Source organism: Chryseobacterium defluvii (assembly GCF_003634775.1).
Taxonomy (GTDB): domain Bacteria; phylum Bacteroidota; class Bacteroidia; order Flavobacteriales; family Weeksellaceae; genus Chryseobacterium; species Chryseobacterium defluvii.
This window is the reverse complement of record NZ_RBXB01000001.1, coordinates 1,102,310-1,120,598: the sequence shown is the minus strand read 5'-3', so window position 1 is coordinate 1,120,598 and position 18,289 is coordinate 1,102,310. Positions and strand designations below refer to the sequence as shown.

The window sequence follows — 18,289 nt, the reverse complement described above, 5'->3', positions numbered from 1 at the left end:
TTCTACTTAGCTATGTGAGAATCCGGTGATTTTAGCTTCTTCAAAATCCAGCTGCATTTCAATGGTTCTCATCACATGATCATCGAATATTTTTTCTCTTTTCATGCGGTGCAGCTCATTTCTCTGTGCCTGTATAATCTGGCGGAGAACGTCTTTATTTTCATTGAACGCCGCTACATAATCACCCGTAGAAGCCATACACTGGGCTTTATCTGCCATCAGCATCATTTCATTTTCCAGTTTATGCTTCTGATGACGAACCAGGCTATTTTTTTCTGCCAGCTCAGAAAAATCATTATCCAGTTTATGCAGGGCAGTTTCTTTTAACTTTCTCATCAGAATCACCTCCTGCTTTTCTTCCGGCAGTTCGCTTCCTGCATCATCAATTTTCAACCATTTTAAGATCGGGGCCAGCAACAATCCTTGTCCTACTAAGGTAATTAAAATAATAACGAAAGTGACGAATAAAATGATATTACGGTGCGGAAATGCTTCTCCGTTAGGTAAAAATGCGGGAATAGAAAGTGCCGCTGCCAATGAAACTACTCCCCTCATTGCTGCAAAGCTGATGATAAACGGTTCTCTCCAATCCGGTTTCGGGACTTTCATCCTTAATTCCTTTGAACATATTCTCGGAAAATACATTAACGCATAGCTATATAATATTCTGGTAAGAATAATAGCTCCTCCAATAACCACACTGTAAAAAATACCTTCCGAAATAGTATACTCTTTCATCGCTGCAACAACAACAGGAAGTTCTAATCCGATAAGAATGAAGATCAATGTATTCATCAGAAATATCAAAACACTCCATACGTTCCCGGACTGGATTCTTGAGGTGTGGCTCAAATAGCAATGGGAGTTATAAGACATCAATAAGCCTCCTGCCACTACGGACAATACTCCTGAAAAATGAAAATGTTCTGCCCCGATATACATAATGTAAGGAACGATCAGGGTAATTACCGTATCGATATTGGAATTGGAGGGGATAATTCTTAGTAAGGCTCCAAAAAGCAGCCCTGCTCCTACTCCTACCGCAATCCCGCCGATTGCCATGCTAAAAAAATCTTTCACTGCTTCTCCGAAGATGAACTGTCCGGAAATAACGGCCGCTAAAGCAAATTTAAAGACAATTAAGCTGGATGCATCGTTGATCAGGCTTTCTCCTTCCAAAATAGAGGTTATCTTTTTAGGAATTTTCATGTGTTTTAATATAGAAGTGGCTGCTACCGCATCGGGTGGGGAATTTACTCCTCCCAACAGAAAGCCCATTGCAACGGTGAGCCCAGGAATAATGGAAGATGAAAGATAGGCTACAACAATCGAAGTAAGGAAAACCAATCCGAAAGCCATTGAAAAAATCTGCTTTCTCCATTTATGAAAATCCTGCCACGATGTAAACCAGGCTGCTTCAAACAGAATCGGGGGCAGAAAGATCAGAAAAACCAGATCCGGTTCTATCTCAATATGCGGCATTCCGGGGATAAGGCTTATTAATAAACCTGCAATAACCAGAAAGATAGGATATGCCACCCTGAGCTTCTGACCAATCATTACCAATATCATCACGGATAATAAAACCGCTATGGATATTATGACATAATTATGAATCATTATTATTTCTCTTTATATTATTAAAATCTGAATTCTAAGGCAGATAAAAAGAAATTATCTGTCTTTAAAGCACAATATTATTTTTCGGAGTGATCGCCGGCGGAAGATCCGCTTCATCCAGCATATCTCTCATATCAATTTCTATGGTACGGCTGATCTGAGTGATCGGAACATCGTTCGCACTCCCTTCAAATGGATTGACTGAGGCTTCACCTACATTATCCAAGGTATGAAAGCACCATGTCACCAATAACGAAAACGGAATATTGAACCATAAGGTAATTCCCTCAAAGAAAGTACCTTCTCCTAATTTATCAAATTCTTTCAGCAGGCCGAAAGGCACAAAAACGATAAACAATAGCAGTAAATAGGTCGTAATGGAAGAAAAATTCCTCGGATAAGGAAAGTTTTTAATTCTCTCCGCTTTTCCCTGGTTATCGGTAAATTTTACTAATTGCTGGTTGATCTGCGTCCATTGAAAATCATTAATCTCTCCGGTTGTATAAGCCTCAGACAATATTTTGCTCTGACTTGCCATCAACTGGGTTGCTCTGTTCTTTTTGCTCAAAATATATTGAAGCTCTGTTTCCGAAAGGTAGTTTTTCAGTTCGTCATCTAATTTGGAAGTTCTTTCGGGAATTTCATATTTTCTTGCATATTCATCGAATTGTGGCGTATTCATATTCTCCCAGGCCCTCGGTTCACGAAGCTGAAAACGAAGTGCCGTTAACCATGCATAATGACGCATGAACATCTCTTTTACTTTACCGGGATTTTTTCCTGCAAGCGCATCTCTCAGAATATATCCGAAACTTCTGCTGTCGTTGATGATGGCTCCATAAATCTGCCTTGCTTCCCAAAGCCTGCTGTAACTCGCATTATTTTTAAATCCCACAATAAAGGCTACTGCAGTTCCCATAATAGCAATAGGTTGCCACGGAAAAGCGAGAAATTTCCATCCGCAGAAATAAAGTACCGTTGGAATTGCTGCTAAAATCGTTAAGGCATAAATACTTCTCCTGGTCCACATCATGAACTCGAAAGCTCCAAATCTTTTTCCTGAATGCATACGTGTTTTGGTTTTAAGTTTATTTTATTACTATTTTTTGAACCAGCCTGTCAACAGAGTGGAAATTTTAATTTTTACCGAACGGAATATTATTATAGAACCCGATCTGAACTTGGCCCCGGTTTTTATTTTCCTGGAGCTGGTTCATATATCCGGCTTCAATTCTCATGTTTTTATTGATCACATATCCTAACGCTCCGTATACTCTGTTCCTGTCGAAAACCGGACTGTCAAAATGCAGGAATATCTCATTGTATGCAGATGCATAAAAGGTTTTCGGCAGCATTTCTTTATTATTGATCGGAATATTTACGCCTAATAAATACCGGAACCTCATCCTGAAATCATCTTCTAAAAAACGTTCTTCCAAGCGGTAACGATGTTGAAGATTAAACCTTCCGAATTGCTGCTTGGTAATATACTGCTGGAAAATCCTGTGTTCGATATTTTCAGTTTTCTCTCCGTTTACATAAGGCTGACTTAATATAAAACCGTATCCAAGCAAAACATTGTTATTGTTTTCAGTCAGATCATATCCAATCCCGGTACGGATCAGCAGCTGCTCCAGATCTCCAACGGCATCAAAATTACGATACTGGATCTCATTATGCCAATTCCATTTTTTACTGATTTTATTGTTCCCGAAATACATATACCAAGCCCCAAGATCATTTTTCTGAGCAAAGGAAAATGTTGTCCCCAAGCTGAAAATAACCAAAGCCAGTAGCTTTACAATCTTCATAATTTATTTTTAATTTATTACTCCTGTCTATCATATTAATCAAAATCAATATGAATTATCAATAATAAGAAAAAAATATTTTTTATGAAAATTTTTCCCGTTCGTTTACAATTGAATTAATCTTCTTATATAAACAATTTATAGCGACGGAACCTGTTCTATTAAAACTTCATTTCCTTCTTTATCAAAATAGGTACAGGTCATTGCATTCAAATCCATTTTCCAGCCTTCAATACCATTATCTGCACAATCTTTGCAAAAAGTCAGATAATCTGTTCCGCCTTGTTGGTGCAGTTGTAATCTGGTTTTGAAATTTTCAATATCCGTATTTTGTGAAATAACCCGGGTATCATATTTACTTCCTGTAGAAACTGATTCATTTTCCGTATCAAAATATGCTGTATTTCCATCGGCTACGTAAGAAGTATAGTAAGAAACTCCTAATTTTTTGATATCCTTGATATATTGAGGGAAATCCTCTCCGCTTTTTACTTTCTGATGTGCTGTTTTAATTTGTTCAATAGTGAATTTCATCTTTGTATTTTTAATTGTTTTTATGATTATACAAATGTATTATAAAAAGAAAACTGACGGAAAAGTCCGTCAGTTATTTTTACCTATATCGCGTATATACAATATGAATATTATGAATGTTGCATTTTTGCAGGATCATCATAATTTACCATCCAGTTGATCCCGAATTTATCGGTAAACATTCCGAAATAAGCTCCCCAGAATGTATCTGCCATTGGCATTGTTACTTTCCCGCCTGCAGAAAGGCCCGCAAATAGTTTATCCGCTTCTTCCTTAGATTCTGCACCTACAGAAACTGAGAAATTATTTCCCTGTACGAAGCTTGGAGCCCACTCACCTCCTGTATCGCTTCCCATTAAAACAGTTTCTTTAGAGATCGGAAGGGAAACGTGCATGATCTTGTTTTTATCTTCTTCAGACATTTCGCCACACTCTTCTGATGGAGGCATTTCTCCGAAAGTTCCAATATAAGGATATTCTCCGCCGAAAACTGATTTGTAAAAATCAAATGCTTCTTTACAGTTTCCGTTAAATGTTAAGTAAACGTTTACTACTGCCATAATGTTTCTTTTTTAAATTTAGTTTTACGTTGTATTTATTAAGGTTTTTCAGACATTTCTTTCAATCTTGAAAGCCCTTTCTGGTAATCTTTGCCGATAGCATCCTCCAAATTCATGAATAATTTCATAACAGTGAACGGATAAGGAATTTCTGAGGTGAACCCCCATGTTGCTTTACTTCCGTTTCCTTCCGGAACTACGGTCACGTAAGCTCTTGCTTCACTTTCATAAGGAGTAAGGAATTGGATATTGGTATCAATTCTTTTGCTTGCCGCATCTACTTTTGCTACTTCCTGACAGCCTTTTCCGGCTTCTTCTTTCTGGCTTTCCCAACACACTTTTTCTCCGGGTTGTCCTGTAGTTCCCGTCCAGTCTTTTTTCATTCCCGGATCCAGGTCATTCCATGGGCTCCATTGATCCATCGCCCTCAAAGTGTTTGTATTCTGCCATACTTTTTCTGCAGGAGCGTTTATGGAGATTGATTTCTCATATTTGCATTCTCCCGAAATTAAAGCTGCAATAACCAGCCAAAGGATAAGGAGGGTTGCCAAAACGATTATAATCCATTTAAGTATTCTCATCTTATTTATGTTTTAATTGTTATCTGTGTTGATCTATAAGTATTACGTTTCCGTCGGGATCTTTTAAAATAATGTGTTCCGGGCCTGAAGTGGATTCATCGGCTGCTTTATCAAGCTCAACATTATTTTCCTTTAAGTGTTTCTGAATATCACGAACGTCATCAAAGGATTCCAGATTCTGGGCGTTTTCATCCCATCCCGGATTAAAAGTCAGCATATTTCCCTGAAACATAGCCTGAAATAAGCCTATCAAGGTACTGCCGTTTTTCATGATCAGATAGTTATGCTCCATACTTCCTCCCATTGAACTGAACCCTAAGTTTTCGTAAAATTCTTTTGATTTTTGAAGGTCTTTCACACTTAAACTCACCGAAAATGCTCCTAATTTCATATTTTATTTTTTATTTACCGCTAATCTGTACCCTGCTAAAACCAATACCCACACCAGGATTCCTAAGACCCAGAACCAAATCGGGGTCGGCAACATCGCCAGATTGATAATGGTAATGATCACAAAGATAATTCCACAAATAATAGCGTATCTGTTTTCCCCGTCATTAGCCACTTTTGTAGAAACGAATCCTGCGATCAAAGCTCCTAATGCATAGGCAATAATCACAAAAAACAAGGCCATAAAAGGAGCATTGGGAATATATTCTTTCATCGCTTCCATATCATCGCTTTTCATTCCTGCCGGTAAAGGATACAGGTAATGTCCAAGCATTTCAACAGCTGCAATAGCAAGTGAGCCCGTAATGATACCGGCTACAACTGATAATATTCTTCTTAACATAGTGTATAGTTTTATTGATTTTTCAACCGGGTCTTGAAGTCAAGGGTTCCATCGTAGCTTTTCCAGTCTCCGACGAGCTCTATATATTGTGCTTCAATTTTCTCAGTCTTTTTATTCCATTTAAAGGTATAAATGAACTTTCCTTTGAATATCCCTGAATGTCTTCCCTTATTTTCTTCGGCCAGTTCGTACTCGCCAAATACGACTCCTTTATTTTTGGTGTCTTTATACTTGGTAATTATGAATTTTCCTTCAAATTTGGCGTAAGACTGATCTACCAGAGAATACCCTGAAACAAAGTATTCCTGATCGTTTTTTCTGTTCTGTTCGGAAATATTTACTTTAAGTTTTATTTCCTGTTTATGATCTCCTATCGTTCCTGTATATGGCTTGCTATTATTACGCCATACATTGGAAATGTCCGGCATCTGCGCCAGGACAAGATTGGAAACAAGGATAAGAAGTAATAAAATTTTTTTCATGTTTTTGCTATTTAAACTCCAAATTGTGCCAAATGATGGTTCAAATGTTTGGCAAACATATTATTCCATTCCTGTGCATTTAGTTTTCCAAATGAAAAGGATTCTTTGCCATCAAATGCAGAAGCTCCCAGCTGTTGTGTTTTCTGAATAAAGCCGATCAATCTTTTCTTTTCTTCGTCGAAGTCTTTTCTTCCCACGATGATAAACTGCGGTGCAGTAGGATTATCCTTAGCATAGGCTTTATCTCCCACCACTTTAGATTTTACAAAGGTCTTAAGAATAAATTTAGCAATGGACCCCGGTTTTTTATGCTTTTCAGGTTCATATACCATTTCATAGGAAACATTACAATGGGCCAACATCTGATCAACGGTCATTTTCCCCCACAAACCGTGAGTATCCGGGACAAGCTTATTGATTCTATCAATGTAATTCTGAGCATCTTTTGCGTCAAATACGTTTTCCATACTTTATTCGTTTGTTAAAGAACAAATATATCAGTTTTTTTGTATGAATGTATATTCTTTTGAAAAAACCGTAAAAACCCGATATAAGGTATAAGTCATGCCTGTGAGCTATAAATTAGATCAAAAAAGCCTCGCAACATTGCGAGGCTTTTATATTAAAATTCAAATTAATTCTGAACTGCTTTTTTCATGGCATCCGGACGTAACACTCTGTATCGTACCTCCATGTCTTTAGGAACATAAAATACCAAAGGTAATTTGCTGTTATATCTTACTACTTCCGGCTGAAGCGTTACAAACTTTTTAGTCAGTTTAGGGTCTATACAAGCCATTAAAGTTCCTCCGGTTTCTCCCTTGGATTCCACTTCATAATAATTGTATCCCCATCCTTGTAAATCCTGAGTTTTTACATCTCCAATTAAAAAATGTTTATTACAGTCAAGCATTTTTTCAGTTCCTACAAAGAATTCAACTTTTAAATCGTTTTCGTTCTTAGCCACCGGAAGCTGAATATACACTTGCTTATATCCTTCCTTTGCTTTTGGGAACATCTCAATCTGTAGCTTTTCAAATTTTTCTCCTTTCTTTTGGGCAAAAGCATTTACACCCATCAACATTACTAATCCTGTAATTACCGTTTTTGAAAATTTCATTTTGTTTTGTTTTAAAAATTTCACTATTTCCTATAGCCAAAAATCATTCCAAAATTAAACATTTGTTTAATTGATTTAATTATCTCTTCTATTGTAACTGAAAAAATTTGAGAATAATAAATATTGCTCATCATATTATTAAATAAAAAACTGCAGTAATCTTACTGCAGTTTTTCATGGTTTATTTTAAAATTTATTCTGAAATTGTCACACTGCTTCCTTTTGTATGGGCATTCATTTGCGGAGCATAGTAATTCTGCATGGTGGTAATACCATTTGAGAATTTTCCTGATGCATTCGCCACAAAATCGTATTCAAATACATATTTCCCTTTCGGCATATATTCTATATAGAAATTGGTTGAAGCATCTTTTGTTGATTGGTAATATCCTAAACTGTTTTTCCACTGATAGCCGGACAATACATCTACAGGTTCAAATCCTGCAGCACGCATATCTTTAATATGAATGAACTCCATCGGGCGATCTGTGTTCAGAATCATCCTTACAGCAACCTTGTCTCCTACTTTCAAAGGAGTTTCCGGTGAGATTTTCAGTAATTCTTCTCCGTTCACCGTCTTTACTTTTTTGTATAGTTCTTTGGTAATGGAGATATAGCTTTCTGAAGATTTGATTTTATCCAGGTCTTCATAATATTGCCAGAATAATCCTCCCTGAACGATTCCGGGACCTGGCTTTGTAACGGTTACGGTTCCTAAGTTTTTATCTAAAACATCAGTTTTTACAGTAGATTTCACATACCCTGTTGCCTGGGGCTGGGGCTGTAATTCTTTTCCACCCCAAACGATGGTTGCTTTATCGCTTTCAGCAGTTGTCCAGGATTTTCCAGAGTTTAAAATTGTGAAAATCACTTCCGAAGTTCCCCTTGAACTGCCCCATGAATTCACTTCTTTCTGGGTAACCAGCCAGATCTTCATCTCTTCAATGAGTTTCTGATCGTTTGGTTTTAACTTGTTGAATGCTTCCAAAGCTCCTGCATGATTTACTACTTTCGAACTGAACCAACCCCAGTCATTAAAGTTCTGCTTCCAGTACACTCCCTGAGTTTTGGTGTCAGTAGAAGTTTCTTTAAGGTAATTCATGAGTTTATCAGAGGTTTCTTTCAAGCCGTAATCACTCATCAATAAAGCGGCACGATGTAATCCGAAAAACGTGAAATCAGTTAGTTTTGCTGTCTTTGCTTTTTGCTTTACCAAAGATTTCAATGTAGCTCCTTTTCCTTTCAAAGGATGTTGTTTTTCCCAGTAGTTTCGGGTGTCAAGATATTCCAATGTCCAGTTATTCCAAACATTTTCTTTCTTCACATCCCAATATTTATCAATTTCATTATCTACGTACTTAATAAGTCTTCCTACCATTTCATTTTGAGCTGAAGTCTGGTAATCTTTCACGTTATCTTTCAGCCAGGTATTTATTTTCCCTAGATTTTTAAGTATATATAATGATACTCCGTAAGAGCTTGGATACCCTGAATACCAAGAAAAACCACCGTCCGGATTCTGAAGCTTAACAAAATCTTCCCAATCCTGGTTGATTGAATTCCTCATCGTATTGGCATCGAAAAGCCTGGCTAATTTCTGCATCTGCTCTTCTTCATTTTTGCTTTCCAGTACCCAAGGGGTTTCTTCCAGTAACAATTGTTTCAGTTCCTGGTTTTTCTCAAGATTAGAGTTCAGCAAACCTTTGTTCTGATATTCTTCAAAAACAGTTTTCATTTTTGGATTGGCTTTGAAAATTTCAGAGGCAAGAACATCCGCAAACCATTTGTTGAAGATCACGTCAGCCGAATTATTCTGATCATTTTTCAGGCTCGGAAGGGCAAACATAATCTCCCAGATCGGATTGGTCGTCAATTCCAGCGTATTGGAAACATTCGAAATGGTAGATGAATTGGCATTGGTAAGATTATCCAGTACAAATGTTTTGGTTTCCCCTTCTTTTACGAATACCGGAACTGAGTCTGTAACCAGCATCCTGTTTGGTAATACGGCGATGGCCTGTTGCTCACCATCAGAGAACGCTCCTGCTTTAGCCACTACTTTGATGATAATGGATGAAACATTGTTCGGAACTTTCAGTTTCCATGTTAAGGCTGTATTTCCGTTTTCATTCAGGTTGAAATTCTGAACTCCGTTGTTTATACCAAACCTGGAGGAAACATCTTCATTGGTAAATGCATCCAAGATCTGCAGACTGGCCGAACCGTTAAGTTTCTTCGTACTTAAATTGGAAAGCTTTGATTGCAGGTTCAATTCGTCTCCTTCTCTCAGGAACCTCGGATAGTTTGGAGTAACGGAGAACTCTTTCTGAGTAACAACTTCTTTCTCTAATGTGGCTGCTCTTGCATCTTTTGTATGCGCTAAGAACATCAGTTTCCATTTCGTTAACGCTTCCGGGGAAGTAAATTCAAAATTCACATTTCCTTCAGCATCGGTTTTCAGGTCCGGATAGAAGAATGCGGTTTCATTCAGGTTTTGACGAACCGGTACTTTTTCTAAAGATTCTTGAGATTCTGTTTCATCATCTGCGGCCCCATCCTTAGCTTTACTTGCTACTGCTTTTTTCATTGACCTGTAACCAACCACTACAACCTGGTCTATTTCCTGATTTTTAGCACTGTCAGCAACAGGAGCAGGCATGGCTTCAACCTGAATACCGGCAGCATTTCCTATTAAAGCATGATTCAGAATATTCCCATCGAACCAATTGAAATAAGGCACTTCCAGATATTTCCCAGGATAATAAGACTGTCTTTTCTGATAGTATTTCTGGGCCAGATATTCTCTAATGTCATACGATGTAATGATGGAATATGGCATATACAGTTTCTGCCAATTAAAAGTATTTACGGCAAACTGATCCAGAGACATATCGTACATATTGGCCAATACTTCGGCATTGATCTTTTCTTTGTCATTTCCGGAAATTTTCACCGACCATTTTTCTTTTGAGTTAGGCTCAAGCTTATCCCTGAAAGTTACGGTTTCAATTTTCAGAGGTTTCTCCGTGTCTTTAATTTTCAGATTAACAGACTGAGTCTGCACATCATTGAATGCCACTACCTGAAACTGAAGGTTCAGATATTCTACTGCTTTATCTTTCGGAATCTCAACCGTGTATTCCAATACCCCGTTTTTGAACGGATGCACTTCTGATATGGTTTTTCCTGATCCGTCCTGAACAAAAACATTTACCAAAGCTCCCGGAATTGCAGAATACACATATACTTTAGCTTTTTCCCCTCTTGAAAACTCTTCTTTAGGTTCTAATACTGTCAAGAATGTTTTTTGAGAAGCTTGCAAAGATTTTTTATCCCAAACACTGAAGTTCTGGGAAGATTTTATCGTATCTTTTCCTTCGATATTGTATAATTCCAGCTGATAATCTCCGGCTTCCAGTTTCCCAAGATCCAGAGATTCTTCACTTCGCTTCTCACCGTTCAGAATGACAGATGAAGCTTTCCAGTTTTTCAATTCATCATTTTTATCAAATCGGTCATGTGGAAATTTATTGATAAACTCGTCTTTTGAAAACTTCGGAAGATCCTGAACCGCAGACTGGAAATTCTCTCTGAAAATCCTGTTGGGAGTTTCCAGTTTTGATAATTTAACCTGATAAGATTTTTTCAGGTTTTGTTCGTTATAATTCTTGGTTTCGACTTTCAGTTTTACATTTTCTTCAGCGAATACATTTTTAATATCATCTGCTTTAATGTAATGGGAAACCGAGGCAACCTTCAACTGTGTATCTGCAGATTGGGTTTCCCCGTTAATATCTGTCACTGAAGCGTTGATCTCATAATTATCAATCTGGATACCTTCCAGCTTTTCATCTTTTTTAAGATCAAGACGGATCACAAATTCTCCTTTCTCATTAGTTTTGGCTTCACCGAGAATTGAATTTTCATTATCATTTTCCTGAGGATACCACCAGAAATATCTCCAACGGATATTGCGTTTTTTGATTTCATAGTGTACTGTAGTATTACTTAAAGCAACTCCGGAAAACATCATGGCTTTTCCTTTCAATTCGATGGTTTGCCCATATTTATATTCTTCTTTTACCGGATCAAAAGTGACTTCAAATTTAGGTCTCTTATATTCTTCAACCCGAATGTCCTTATATCCGTATTCACTGCCGTCCGTTCTCAGATAAAATGTTCCATTCAGCTTGCCTTTCGGAAGGGTAAAACTTCCGTGATAGGATCCAAACTCATTGGTGGTGAAGTTTTGGGAAGATACTTCCTCACTATTGGCATCCAGTAATGTTATCTTCTGCTGTAGCCCGGAAACCACCGATTCGGTTTCTTTATCTATTTTGGTATTGATGACCTTAAAATAAACGGTTTGTCCGGGTCTGTAAATACCCCGGTCCGTGAAAATCTGAGCTTTTCCCCGTAATTTCTTATTGGGATTATCAACTTCATAACCATTGTCTCCGTATATCTGCATGATCTGGAAATCATTCGTTTCCGGCTGTTGGATCAGGAAAGTTCTGTAATATCCTTTATTTGCTGTTTGCGGGAATTTGAAGCCCCCTTTCTCATCTGTCTTAGCATTTACCTTATTGATTGATTGATCATTAACAAATTCATGAAAAATAAGGTTTCCACTGGCAACAGGCTTTCCATTTTCACTATTCACAAGCTTCAACTCATTGGAAAGTGGCTTTCTGTCTGATTTTGTCTGGTAAATAATCTTGTTATTGGAAACCAGGAAATAAAAATTCTGTCTTGATGCATCATCGTTTTTTTCTGCTCCGGCCACATCATATTCAACAAGATAAATTCCTGAAGGAAGCGGTTTAATCTCAAGAGAAGTCTTGTGAACCTGGTAATCTTTAGGATCAGGCAGTTGGTATTCTTCTTTTCTCACCAAATTCTTTTTAACCTTGTTATAGGAATCCCTGTAAGAATTCTGGGCATATTGCAAGAAAGAAGAAAGGCCTTCTTTTACTTCATAGATGCTGAGGGAAAACTGTGCTACATTTTTATATTCCGCTACCAAATGTATCGGCAGATTGCTTTGAGTTTGCTGTTCGTATCTGATATTCAGTGTAGGATTGGTAATCTGACTTTCTTTGTTTTTTATATTTTCGATGAAAGGAGATTTTGGATACTGGCTTTTTGCCTGCGCAGCGATGGCTAAAGCTTCCTTTTCTTTTTTCTTTACTATCAGCTCGTTCATGATCTCTTCCATAACCAACACTTTATAATCGCCCTCTACATTAGATTTCACAAGGTTCTGAAGCTGCTCCAATCTGTCTTTACACTGGTTGAAACTACAATTCTCCTGTAATTTCTGATGCATGAAATACAGTTTGGAGTTTCCATTGTTCTGAGCAATGAGCTCATCGAAGGTCGCATTGATTTCATGGCGGTTCTCTGCCAGTTCATTTTTCGTGAAAAGTTGACGGTCTGACAGGAAACTTATTTTTTTCAAAGAATGCCAGTCCCATAAGGTCGGGAAATACTCCAGATCTTTTGTGCCGGAAAAAACATCTTCATATTTTTTTAAAGAAATCTTCTTTATTTCCGCTTTTTGCTGATCAAGTTCCTTAAAGCTTTTACCGAGGTAATTTTTAAAATCAAGCTTGCTCCATGTTTCAATTTGCGAAAGGTCCTGTGAATTCAGATTGGTCCTGCCATTGATTTTCCATGAATTTTGCTGATAATAATCCATGAAAAAACTGTTCAATAATACGCTATACGCCAGCTTTTCTTCTTCCTTCAACTCTTTTTCCGTTGTCTGAAGCTTGGCGAAGAATTTGGAAGCAGAATCATTCTGATCATCATCCACAGTCTGATTCACAATACTGAATTCCGCTTTCAGGGAACGGATAAGCTGGAGTGCATTATTTTCTTTCATAGCATGGTTTTGTATGTCTAAAACGATGGGAAGGTTAGATTTATACGCTCCTTTTTTGCTATTCTCCTTTATTTTTTTCCACTGATCGTCATAATATTTCTGACCGTAAGCAGCCGAAAAGTTCAGCAGTAGAAGCAAAAGCATAAAAATCTTGGATATTCTTTTCATAAATGTTATTTTTGATCAATGAACTCTTTAAAAATACTGAAAAAATCCGTTATAGACAGTCAAATTTATGTCTCTATAGTGGGAACTTTTTTCGCGGTGTTTTTCATGGAAGAGCAAAACACGTTCCGTTTCCCTACTGTATTTTTAATTTTCATCACTTATTTCAGCGGGTATCTGTATACCAAATACCAACATACCCGGCATTTTCTTAAAATATTGGTTCTAAATGCGATTGCAGGAATCATCTGTGCCTTTCTTATTGTCTATAATCACAACGAAATCCGTTTGCTGAAATGGTTGATCATTGTTGTTTTAGGACTTCTTTACAATAGTTTTTTTCTGGATGTCTACATCCGGAAAATTCCTTTATTAAAGATATTTTATGTGGGGCTGGTCTGGGGTCTTATGAATTCATGGCTTACATTGTCTCAATTCAGCTACCCAATTTTTTTCATCAGTTTCTTTTTCATCACGGCTTTGGTTCTTCCTTTTGACATCCGGGACATGAAAAAAGATGCGGTACAGACTTTTCCTCAGCTGACAGGCATTCAGAATACCAAATATATCGCTTATCTGCTTGTTTTCATTAGCACCATTCTGGCAATCTTCTATCTGAAATATGATTATTCCTTAGCCTTTTTTCTGGCAAGTATTGTTACATATATTCTTATTTATTTCTCCGAAAACGAAAGAAATGACGCCTATTTTTCTTTTGGTGTTGAAACTTGTTCCGCACTTCCTTTTTTATTTTTAGTAATAATGGAGTATTTTTGACGAATGATTATCAAGAAGCTTTCCCTGTACAATTTCAAAAACCACTCTGAGAAAAAGTTTGAGTTTTCCCCTCAAATCAATTGCTTTGTGGGAAATAACGGTGTGGGGAAAACTAATATCCTGGATGCCTTACATTATTTATCCGTCGGGAAAAGCTTTTTAGGCAATACCGATTTCAATAATATAAAGAAAGATGAGGATTTTTTTACAATTGATGCGGAAGTCCTTAATGAAGACAGTGAAGATATTATCAAAATTTCTCAGCCTAAAGAAGCAAAGAAGATCATTAAAAAGAATGATAAAAACTATGACCGAATAGCAGATCATATCGGTTATTTGCCAAGTGTGATGATCTCGCCTTACGATTCCAACCTGATCTCAGATTCAGGAGAAAGCCGCAGAAAATTTTTGGATGCCATGATCTCCCAAACGGATTCGGAGTATCTTTTTGACCTGATCCAATATCAGAAAACCATCCAGCAAAGAAATGCATTGTTAAAGTATTTTGCTAAAAACCGTGTTTTTGATAAAGATTCTTTGGATATTTATGATGATCCGATCATTAAATTCGGGACCAAAATTTTTGAAAAAAGGAAAGATTTTGTCACTCAATTAAATCCGATTGTACAAAACTTTTATCGTATTATTTCCGGAGGAAAAGAGACTGTTTCTGTGATTTATGAATCTCATCTGTTTGAAAATTCTTTTGGAAACCTGCTAAAAGAAAGTCTTGAGAGAGACAGAATGCTGACTTATACTTCAAAGGGAATTCATAAAGATGATCTGCTTTTTGAAATGGATCAGATTTTAATAAAGAAAGTAGGTTCGCAGGGACAACAGAAATCATTTCTGATCTCTTTAAAACTTGCCCAAATGAGCCTTGTGAAAGAGCTAACAGGAAAAACGCCCATTCTTTTGCTGGATGATATTTTTGATAAGCTGGATGATTACAGGGTTTCTCAATTGATAGAATTAGTGAATCAGGAAAACTTCGGACAGATCTTTATTACGGATACGCATAAGGAACGTACGGAAAGTGTGGTGAAGAAAATTAACGAAGAAAGCATCATTTTTGAAATATGATTGGGATACGAGATACGAGGTATAAGATAAATAAGAGGTACAGGGGTTCGAAATATGAATAAGATGCGAGGTACGATATAACCCCGAAGCACGAATCCCAGAATAAAATATACAAAACACAAAATGATATGAGCTATAAGAACCTGGATATTTATAAAATGGCATTTGACTTATTTTTAAAAACCCATAAAGCTACTTTTCTTCTTCCAAAGTATGAACTTTTTGAGTTGGGAAGTCAATTAAGAAGATCCTCAGATTCAATAATCACTAATATTGTGGAAGGTTATGGAAGGTCTTATTATAAAAATGATTATATACGGTTCTTGGTTTTTAGTCATGCCAGTAATGACGAAACCATTAATCATTTAGAAAAAATTATTGCATTATATCCAGAATTTTCTTCGGAATTTGAAATATTAAAAAGAGACTATGAATGTATTAGGTGGAAAAATTAATACTTATAAAAAATGGGTAAAAGAAAACTGGAACGAAAATAAAAATTAAAATAATACTTCCCTGTCAAACCTCGAAACTCAAAATCCCGAAACCCGAATTCATAATGAAAAACAAGAAAAAACGCGAATACCAATCCTCGGAGCTTGTAAAATCTTTTGCCAGAATGTATGGCTTTGAAGATAAACTCGTTGCGTTTGAGATTAAAGATTTTCTGGAAGAGTATCTTGATGAAAGTCTTTTTAATGAAATCAAAAGCGTTAATATTCAGAATAAGGTAATCATGATTACGATCAATTCTCCTTTACTGAAAAATGATTTCAAAATGCGTAAAAGCTTTTATCTGAAAAAATTTCAGGATAAATTCGGAGTGGAAAAATTTAATGATCTTCAGATTTTGTAGACACGGTGCTGTTCATTAAGTCATCTGCCTTTTTATCTAACCCCGAGCGTATAGGAAGGAAAAATTTCAAAGGATGCTTGGAAAAATACCTGAAAATTTCTTTATAAATTTCACTTACCTGTCCAAAGTTCAGCTTTCTTGACCTGAATGCTAAAAACATTGACAGCGTAAAGCTCACAAAGAAGTTGAAAAAACCAATGACAAAAACGGTTATAAAGGACAACCAGAACGTATAATTATCTACAGTAAAATCTTTTCCATATAATCCTAAAGCAAAGTTCCCTGCTGCAAAGGTAATGTGACGGATATCCAAATCCAATCCAAAAAATAAGCCCACCGGAGCTGTAGCCCCAAGAAAAACACCAAACCAGAAATTGGAGACAATTCCCGGCCAGTTTTTCGCATAATATTTGGAAAGGCTTTTGGCAAATCTGGCCCCGAAAAATTTTTTGATAGAAAGGTTTTTGGCAATTCTTTCGGGAATCTGATAGAAAACCGAGTTATTTCCTATGTTTCCGGAAATAATTCCAGAAATAAAAAGATAAAACCCCGCAATACTTGCATGCAGAATAGCTTTGGATTTAAAAGGATCGAGATCTTTAAGAAGCTTATCCGATTTATCAACCGCCAGATTCTGTGAGAAAAAAACATCCAGTCCGTAAATGATTGCCAAAGCTATCGGAAAGGAAAGTAATACGTTTCCTACAAACGCTATAAACTGGCTTCTGAAAAGTTTCGAAACGAGATGGGCAAATTCCGTATTATTTCTTGTATTATTTTCCCCTTCAGAAAGTACCTTGGTCATTGTTGCTGCGGTCATTGCAGGCTGTTTTGTGGCCAACGTAAATCCCATCAGGTAAATCATGATAAATCCCATCGCATAGTTCATGGAATACATAAAGGCATGAAAAAAATCGCTTCCGGGAATATATCCGTAAAGCATTTTCAATACACATAATGCTCCTACAATGATTCCGCCACCACTGGCTTTGTAAAACATTTTCAGGTATTCCTTTCTTGTAGAAGTAATATAGTGAGTTCCTGTTTCAGCGGTGTGATTGGTGATCAGATGGGAAATTAATCTCGTACTGTCATTAACGAGTTCTGAGATATTATTTTTATGAGATTTATATCTCAGGACATTAAAAATCAATTGCTTGGAATTAATCATCAGATCTTCCTCAGTATCAATAACAAGCAGGCTTACGATGTCGTAAATTCTTTGAATCTGCTGTTGTATTTTTAAAAGTGACTGGTTGATCTTCCCTGAAATTCCATATTTGGAAGAATTTTTAAAAGCAATATTCACAAATTCCAGGCACTGTTCTATATATATTTTAATCTGCTTGTAACGGCTGTCTTTGGAATGCAGCTGCAGCTCAGGATCATTTTCCAGTTCTTCCGTTAGCGCTTCCAGTTCATTTTGCAGGGCTATAAAAGGGTTATGGAAATTTCTGTACTCAGGAGCCATTCTTACCACTTCTACCTCCATTGCCATTCCCGTAACCCTCCAGGAAAGGATGTTCATGGCAAACAGCATTTCTTTTTTAACCTTGATATTTTTAATGAAATCCGAGGCATCCAGCATTCGTAAGAATTCGTCGATTTCATTTTCAGGAAGATTATGAAGGTATTTCAAATCTTTTTTAGGTCGAAGGCTGATATTGTCGATCATATACCACACCGTATTTTCATGCTCTACGGGCGGCAAAATGGTATTAAGGATTCTTTTTTTAAGCTCAGGAAAAAATGCGTTCTCTGAAAGAATATTGGCTTCCGTCAGAGACAGGTTGAAGGGTTTTCCTTCAAAAATATTATGAATATAATACTTAAAATGTTCCAGGAAAACCGGATTATTTTTGAAGAAGCTGAGGACATTGGTAAAATCAGTTCTTTTTACCGCCTCCAAAAATTCTGCAAACGGTTCTAAAGAAAGGGTTTCGTTCTTAAAAGAAAAGTATTTTTTAAGAACAGATTGAAAGTTTTTTGTACCGGAATTTAAAAATTTCATTGGTACAAA

17 protein-coding genes are annotated in these 18,289 nt (G+C 36.7%); 4 read left to right on the top strand and 13 right to left on the bottom strand.

Annotated elements, in window-relative coordinates:
- Positions 1–6: 6 nt before the first annotated feature.
- The 12 genes from BCF58_RS05200 to BCF58_RS05145 form a co-directional block, all read right to left on the bottom strand.
- Positions 7–1,620: a Na+/H+ antiporter gene (locus BCF58_RS05200; protein WP_121460713.1), complete on the bottom strand. Its 1,614-nt coding sequence runs from the start codon at positions 1,618–1,620 to the stop codon at positions 7–9.
- Positions 1,621–1,684: 64 nt separating this feature from the next.
- On the bottom strand, positions 1,685–2,689 hold the full coding sequence (locus BCF58_RS05195; protein WP_121460712.1) for a bestrophin family protein: 1,005 nt from the start codon (positions 2,687–2,689) through the stop codon (positions 1,685–1,687).
- Positions 2,690–2,756: 67 nt separating this feature from the next.
- Positions 2,757–3,431, bottom strand: coding sequence for a DUF2490 domain-containing protein (locus BCF58_RS05190; protein WP_121460711.1), 675 nt, complete (start codon positions 3,429–3,431; stop codon positions 2,757–2,759).
- 138 nt (positions 3,432–3,569) lie between these two features.
- The gene (locus tag BCF58_RS05185; protein WP_121460710.1) at positions 3,570–3,965 is read right to left on the bottom strand and encodes a DUF1398 domain-containing protein; all 396 of its coding nucleotides are present in this window, start codon (positions 3,963–3,965) and stop codon (positions 3,570–3,572) included.
- A gap of 110 nt (positions 3,966–4,075) precedes the next feature.
- Entirely contained in the window at positions 4,076–4,525 is a 450-nt protein-coding gene (locus BCF58_RS05180; RefSeq protein ID WP_121460709.1) for a VOC family protein, read from the bottom strand.
- A 38-nt stretch (positions 4,526–4,563) separates the two neighbouring features.
- Positions 4,564–5,106, bottom strand: a complete 543-nt coding sequence (locus BCF58_RS05175) for an SRPBCC family protein (protein WP_121460708.1) — start codon at positions 5,104–5,106, stop codon at positions 4,564–4,566.
- Between the two features lie 19 nt (positions 5,107–5,125).
- Entirely contained in the window at positions 5,126–5,497 is a 372-nt protein-coding gene (locus BCF58_RS05170; protein WP_121460707.1) for a VOC family protein, read from the bottom strand.
- Between the two features lie 3 nt (positions 5,498–5,500).
- Positions 5,501–5,899 carry a hypothetical protein gene (locus BCF58_RS05165; RefSeq protein WP_121460706.1) on the bottom strand — a complete coding sequence of 133 codons (399 nt, stop codon included), beginning with the start codon at positions 5,897–5,899 and terminating at the stop codon, positions 5,501–5,503.
- 11 nt (positions 5,900–5,910) lie between these two features.
- Positions 5,911–6,381: a hypothetical protein gene (locus BCF58_RS05160; RefSeq protein WP_121460705.1), complete on the bottom strand. Its 471-nt coding sequence runs from the start codon at positions 6,379–6,381 to the stop codon at positions 5,911–5,913.
- 11 nt (positions 6,382–6,392) lie between these two features.
- Positions 6,393–6,848 (bottom strand): DUF1569 domain-containing protein, encoded by a 456-nt coding sequence (locus BCF58_RS05155; RefSeq protein WP_121460704.1) that lies wholly within the window; start codon positions 6,846–6,848, stop codon positions 6,393–6,395.
- A gap of 167 nt (positions 6,849–7,015) precedes the next feature.
- Entirely contained in the window at positions 7,016–7,501 is a 486-nt protein-coding gene (locus BCF58_RS05150) for an ecotin (protein WP_121460703.1), read from the bottom strand.
- A gap of 193 nt (positions 7,502–7,694) precedes the next feature.
- Entirely contained in the window at positions 7,695–13,556 is a 5,862-nt protein-coding gene (locus tag BCF58_RS05145; protein WP_121460702.1) for an alpha-2-macroglobulin family protein, read from the bottom strand.
- Positions 13,557–13,574: 18 nt separating this feature from the next.
- Here BCF58_RS05145 and BCF58_RS05140 point away from each other — a divergent pair, with 18 nt between their 5' ends.
- From BCF58_RS05140 to BCF58_RS05125, 4 genes are all read left to right on the top strand, one after another.
- Positions 13,575–14,330 (top strand): UbiA prenyltransferase family protein, encoded by a 756-nt coding sequence (locus BCF58_RS05140; RefSeq protein ID WP_121460701.1) that lies wholly within the window; start codon positions 13,575–13,577, stop codon positions 14,328–14,330.
- A gap of 3 nt (positions 14,331–14,333) precedes the next feature.
- Positions 14,334–15,413: a DNA replication/repair protein RecF gene (recF, locus tag BCF58_RS05135; protein ID WP_121460700.1), complete on the top strand. Its 1,080-nt coding sequence runs from the start codon at positions 14,334–14,336 to the stop codon at positions 15,411–15,413.
- Between the two features lie 128 nt (positions 15,414–15,541).
- Entirely contained in the window at positions 15,542–15,868 is a 327-nt protein-coding gene (locus BCF58_RS05130) for a four helix bundle protein (protein WP_228434737.1), read from the top strand.
- A 104-nt stretch (positions 15,869–15,972) separates the two neighbouring features.
- On the top strand, positions 15,973–16,269 hold the full coding sequence (locus tag BCF58_RS05125; protein ID WP_121460699.1) for a hypothetical protein: 297 nt from the start codon (positions 15,973–15,975) through the stop codon (positions 16,267–16,269).
- Here the strand turns inward: BCF58_RS05125 and BCF58_RS05120 are convergent.
- A complete protein-coding gene (locus BCF58_RS05120; protein WP_121460698.1) occupies positions 16,247–18,280 on the bottom strand; it encodes a recombinase in 2,034 nt (677 codons plus the stop codon). The genes BCF58_RS05125 and BCF58_RS05120 overlap by 23 nt on opposite strands.
- Between the last annotated feature and the right edge of the window lie 9 nt (positions 18,281–18,289).

What these genes read in the sequence shown, in the direction of transcription:
- BCF58_RS05200 (WP_121460713.1), bottom strand. Translation starts at nt 1,620, where the DNA reads ATGATTCATAATTATGTCATAATATCCATAGCGGTTTTATTATCCGTG.
- BCF58_RS05195 (WP_121460712.1), bottom strand. Translation starts at nt 2,689, where the DNA reads ATGCATTCAGGAAAAAGATTTGGAGCTTTCGAGTTCATGATGTGGACC.
- BCF58_RS05190 (WP_121460711.1), bottom strand. Translation starts at nt 3,431, where the DNA reads ATGAAGATTGTAAAGCTACTGGCTTTGGTTATTTTCAGCTTGGGGACA.
- BCF58_RS05185 (WP_121460710.1), bottom strand. Translation starts at nt 3,965, where the DNA reads ATGAAATTCACTATTGAACAAATTAAAACAGCACATCAGAAAGTAAAA.
- BCF58_RS05180 (WP_121460709.1), bottom strand. Translation starts at nt 4,525, where the DNA reads ATGGCAGTAGTAAACGTTTACTTAACATTTAACGGAAACTGTAAAGAA.
- BCF58_RS05175 (WP_121460708.1), bottom strand. Translation starts at nt 5,106, where the DNA reads ATGAGAATACTTAAATGGATTATAATCGTTTTGGCAACCCTCCTTATC.
- BCF58_RS05170 (WP_121460707.1), bottom strand. Translation starts at nt 5,497, where the DNA reads ATGAAATTAGGAGCATTTTCGGTGAGTTTAAGTGTGAAAGACCTTCAA.
- BCF58_RS05165 (WP_121460706.1), bottom strand. Translation starts at nt 5,899, where the DNA reads ATGTTAAGAAGAATATTATCAGTTGTAGCCGGTATCATTACGGGCTCA.
- BCF58_RS05160 (WP_121460705.1), bottom strand. Translation starts at nt 6,381, where the DNA reads ATGAAAAAAATTTTATTACTTCTTATCCTTGTTTCCAATCTTGTCCTG.
- BCF58_RS05155 (WP_121460704.1), bottom strand. Translation starts at nt 6,848, where the DNA reads ATGGAAAACGTATTTGACGCAAAAGATGCTCAGAATTACATTGATAGA.
- BCF58_RS05150 (WP_121460703.1), bottom strand. Translation starts at nt 7,501, where the DNA reads ATGAAATTTTCAAAAACGGTAATTACAGGATTAGTAATGTTGATGGGT.
- BCF58_RS05145 (WP_121460702.1), bottom strand. Translation starts at nt 13,556, where the DNA reads ATGAAAAGAATATCCAAGATTTTTATGCTTTTGCTTCTACTGCTGAAC.
- BCF58_RS05140 (WP_121460701.1), top strand. Translation starts at nt 13,575, where the DNA reads ATGAACTCTTTAAAAATACTGAAAAAATCCGTTATAGACAGTCAAATT.
- recF (WP_121460700.1), top strand. Translation starts at nt 14,334, where the DNA reads ATGATTATCAAGAAGCTTTCCCTGTACAATTTCAAAAACCACTCTGAG.
- BCF58_RS05130 (WP_228434737.1), top strand. Translation starts at nt 15,542, where the DNA reads ATGAGCTATAAGAACCTGGATATTTATAAAATGGCATTTGACTTATTT.
- BCF58_RS05125 (WP_121460699.1), top strand. Translation starts at nt 15,973, where the DNA reads ATGAAAAACAAGAAAAAACGCGAATACCAATCCTCGGAGCTTGTAAAA.
- BCF58_RS05120 (WP_121460698.1), bottom strand. Translation starts at nt 18,280, where the DNA reads ATGAAATTTTTAAATTCCGGTACAAAAAACTTTCAATCTGTTCTTAAA.